The 4,057-nt window shown below is 60.3% G+C and carries 4 protein-coding genes and 1 pseudogene; 3 read left to right on the top strand and 2 right to left on the bottom strand.

Annotated elements, in window-relative coordinates:
* Together SMC5_RS07900 and SMC5_RS07905 are read right to left on the bottom strand one after the other, a co-directional pair.
* Positions 1-257 (bottom strand): annotated as a pseudogene (locus SMC5_RS07900) (dihydropyrimidine dehydrogenase); the annotation flags it as partial.
* On the bottom strand, positions 254-1,111 hold the full coding sequence (locus SMC5_RS07905) for a sulfide/dihydroorotate dehydrogenase-like FAD/NAD-binding protein (RefSeq protein WP_119120274.1): 858 nt from the start codon (positions 1,109-1,111) through the stop codon (positions 254-256). The gene SMC5_RS07905 and the pseudogene SMC5_RS07900, both read right to left, overlap by 4 nt.
* A gap of 398 nt (positions 1,112-1,509) precedes the next feature.
* Here SMC5_RS07905 and SMC5_RS07910 point away from each other — a divergent pair, with 398 nt between their 5' ends.
* The 3 genes from SMC5_RS07910 to SMC5_RS07920 all read left to right on the top strand — a co-directional run.
* Entirely contained in the window at positions 1,510-2,457 is a 948-nt protein-coding gene (locus tag SMC5_RS07910) for an AAA family ATPase (RefSeq protein WP_207799153.1), read from the top strand.
* Between the two features lie 494 nt (positions 2,458-2,951).
* Complete coding sequence (locus SMC5_RS11875; protein WP_455423456.1) at positions 2,952-3,278, top strand: DUF58 domain-containing protein; 327 nt, start codon at positions 2,952-2,954, stop codon at positions 3,276-3,278.
* A 123-nt stretch (positions 3,279-3,401) separates the two neighbouring features.
* Positions 3,402-4,057: DUF3488 domain-containing protein (locus SMC5_RS07920; RefSeq protein ID WP_126854973.1), on the top strand; the 656-nt coding region annotated here is incomplete at its 3' end.

A 4,057-nucleotide genomic window follows, 5' to 3' on the forward strand; every position in this document is an offset into this window, starting at 1 on the left:
TTGGTCTGCTTGATGATTCCTATCCCGGCGAGATAGTCGCCGGACTCGATGGCCTGGATGAACTCGGGAATGCGCACGCCGACGGGGCATCCTTCGACGCAGGGCTGGTTGGTGCACTGAAGGCAGCGCTGCGCTTCCTGCAACGCCATCTCGGGTGTGAACCCCAGTGGCACCTCACGGACGTTGTGGACGCGTTCGGCAGGGTCCTGCTCGGGCATGACGACGGGTGGCAGCTTGAACCGAGTGGCAGCGTTCATCGTGACTCCCCGGCGTCCAGGCCGACGCGGCACTCGTGGTCATAGCGGTCAGCAGCAACCTGCTCCGCTGTGCGGTAGGTCCCGAGACGACGGATCATGCTGTCCCAGTCTACCTCGTGCGCATCGAACTCGGGGCCGTCCACGCAGGCGAACTTGATCTCGCCGCCCACGGTGACGCGGCATCCGCCGCACATGCCGGTCCCGTCGATCATGATGGGGTTCAGGGAGGCCATCGTGGGGATACCGAGTTCCCTAGTGAGAAGAGACGTGAACTTCATCATGAGAGGGGGACCGATGACGACAGCCTGGTCAATGTGGTTTCCGTCGCTCACCAGAGAGCGGATCGCGTCGGTCACGAGTCCCTTGGTGCCGTATGACCCGTCGTCGGTCGTGACGATGAGTTCGTCGCTGACATTGCGCATGTCGTCTTCGAGAATGAGCAGGTCGTGGGTCCTGGCTCCGAGGACCGTGATGACACGGTTGCGGGCTTCCTTCATGCCCTTCGCGATAGGGTAGAGCGGGGCTATTCCGATGCCACCGCCCACGCATAGCACGGTCCCGAACCGCTGGATATGCGTCGGTTTGCCTAAGGAGCCTACGATGTCGTGGATAACATTCCCAGGTCTAAGCATGGCCATCTCACGCGTGGTTTTACCGACGGACTGAACGATCAATGAAATAGTCCCCATCTCAGGGTTCGCGTCGGCAATCGTCAGTGGAATCCGCTCACCATGATCCGTCACACGGATAATGACAAACTGTCCGGGTTTTCTGTGCGTTGCGACCAATGGCGCGTCGACGACATATCTGATAACGTTGGGTCCAAGCTCTTCTCTTTTGCGGATCGTATTCATGCATACCTCTTGGTTTTCGTCGTGTATGATTTCGCTACAGTATATTCCGAAAAGGCGGGAGACATCAGACTTGCTACTGCGAAGACGTCGGGAACTGAGAGTGCATGCGGAAAAACCGGAGAGCAGGCAGCCAAAGCTGTCCGCTCTCCGAGGAAGGTTGGGTGGTGAGGGAAAGCCGCAGCCTTCCCTTCCATGACTGTGCACAATCATATGTAGTGCGGCATCCGATGCAAGCAAGGCCGTGTGATAGGCTTTATCACAATCTGTCAAGATTTGGTGGCGAAAAAATGCCCATGAAGACTGACATTAACCGGGTGCTCTGACAGGATGGCGTGACTGGTCATAGGTTTGCAGTTCTTTCTCAATTGTCGTATAACCTAATTCAGAGAGGAGTGGACGTGAGCGAGAAAACAGACAGATTGCAGGCAGCGACGGATACGGTAACCACGATAGTGGCCAGCGTCGAGACCGTGGTGCGGGGTAAGCATGAGCAGGTCCTGCTGGCCCTGGTCCCCATGATCGCAGGTGGACACCTGCTTCTGCAGGACGTGCCGGGCGTGGGAAAGTCGACACTTGCACAGGCGCTGGGACAATCTATCGGCGCTTCCTACAGCCGCATCCAGTTCACGTCCGACCTCCTTCCCGCCGATATCCTCGGCGTCAACATCTATGAGGCTGCTACTGGGGAGTTCCGGTTCCGGCGCGGCCCCATCTTCGCGAACGTCGTCATGGCCGATGAGATCAACAGGGCAAGTCCCAAAACCCAGTCCGCGCTTCTTGAAGCCATGAACGATCGACGCATCACCATCGACGGGATGACATGGGAGTTGCCGGACCCGTTCTTTGTCATTGCCACACAGAATCCCATCGAGTATGCGGGTACGTATCCTCTTCCCGAGAGCGAACTGGACCGCTTCCAGCTGTGCATGGGCATTGGATACCCGGACGTCGAGGCGGAACGCAGGATCCTGACCGAACGCCCCGTACGACAGCATTCCATCAATCTGCAGCCGGTAGCCTCGGTCCAGCAGGTACTGGACGCGCAGACTGCGGTCGACCAGGTGACCGTGGCGCCGGCGATGCTGGACTACGTCCTCGCGTTTGCGCGCGCGACCCGCTCCGAGGCACTGTTCGAGGTGGGCGTCAGCCCCCGGGGCGCGATCGATCTGCTCAAGGCAGTCCGCGCATGGGCGCTGCTTCAGGGTCGCACGTTCGTCGTCCCTGACGACGTCAAGACGATGGCTCCCTACGTCGTATCTCACCGCATCCTGCGTCGCGGTAGTCGAAAAGGGGCATCGCGCGCCGATATCGACCGCATCTTTGAGCAGGTGCCGGCGCCTGCGTGACGGGGGTCTCCGGCAGCCGGAGCACCATGAGTCTGGTCGAGGTGCGCTTCAGGAAGTCCCATAGGGCTGAACGGCTGACGCGCAGCGGCCTGTTGTTTTTCCTTGCCATCATCGGCATCGGGGCCGTCGCCATCAACTCGGGCAACAACCTTCTCTATCTCGTCTTCAGCGCACTCCTTTCTGCACTCATCTTCTCGGGACTGCTGTCGGTCGCCAACCTTCGCCGTCTCGAGATCTCGCTCGACACGGTGGACGAGGTCTATGCAGGCCGTCCGGCGTCGTTGGCCGTCCGGGTCCGCAATACCGGTTCGTTCCCGTTGTTCTTCGCGCGCGTCAGTGTCCGGGCGGGTGGAGACACTGTATCGCTGAGTGTCCCCTTTGTGGGTGCTCGTTCTGCTGTGGAACTTCCGCTCACGCTTACCCTGCTCACGCGTGGCCGTGTGACGGGATTGCGGGCGGACATCGCGTCGGCGTTCCCCTTTGGTATCGTTGAGATGAGCAGAGACGTAGCTGTCGGCGGCGAACTGATCGTATACCCACAGATCCACCCTGTCCTTCTGCAGCGACAGGACGAACAGGGTGAGCACCGTCTCGAGAGGGCGAGGGCAGGCGGCGATGGCGATTTCTTCTCTCTACGCAGGTACCATGCGGGAGACGATTCCCGCCACATCGACTGGAAGGTGTCGGCGCGGAGGGGCGACCCNNGACAGCCAGGCGTTCGAACTGGGGGTCTCCAAGATCGCAAGTGGCCTGACGTCGGCCTTCGAGTCGGGAGAGGCCATCGCACTTGCGCTTCCCGGATCGTTTCTGAACGGACGTGACCGCAGGGTGTGGCAGCAGGCAATGGAACTGCTGGCCCTGGCGGAACTCACCGAGGACCCACCCCATCCTGGACCTCTGCACAGCTTCACACACGAAGACATCAGCTTCGTGAACGGCGCCCCATGAGGAGCCCGCTGGACATCCGGCGCGTGCTGGCGTTCCTACTCGGTCTTACGGCGTGTGGGTTTCTGTCCATCGTCGAGCCCTGGTATGCTCTGTATGCCGTCGCATTCGCCGTAGCCCTGCTTCTGGCCGGGCATGTTCATGGGCGCTGGGGACGGCGTGCCCTCGAAGCACTCCCCCTCGTCTGGTTCCTCGTCCTTATGGTCCTGGGGACTCAGCTTTTCGCCCTCCTGGCGCAGGAGATGCTGGCAGCAATGGTGTGTCGATTCGTCTTGACGGACAATACGCGCGACTATCAGGGGCTGGTGCTCATCGCTGTTTTCGTGACCGTCCTGTCTGCCGCCGGGTCCATCTCGGTGGCGTTCGGGCTTCTGCTGCTGGCCGAGTTTCTGGTCGCGACTGTCCTGCTGATCATGGCCCAATTTGAAGGCAGGGTCCCGCACATTGGTCGGGGATTCTACAGCGCCATCGTCGTGTCTGCGCTCGTATCGTTTGTGTTTGCGTTTGGCGTGTTCTTCGCCCTTCCACGGTGGACGCTGGGCTATATCAAAGGCAGTCCTGCGCTGGTAACCCAGACGACAGGTTTCTCCAAGGACGTCACGATCACTCCTGGGGAGGTACAGCAGGACAATACCGTTGTCATGCGTGTCGATCC

Origin of the sequence: Candidatus Cryosericum odellii (assembly GCF_003570935.1) — a bacterium.
Lineage (GTDB): Bacteria > Caldisericota > Caldisericia > Cryosericales > Cryosericaceae > Cryosericum > Cryosericum odellii.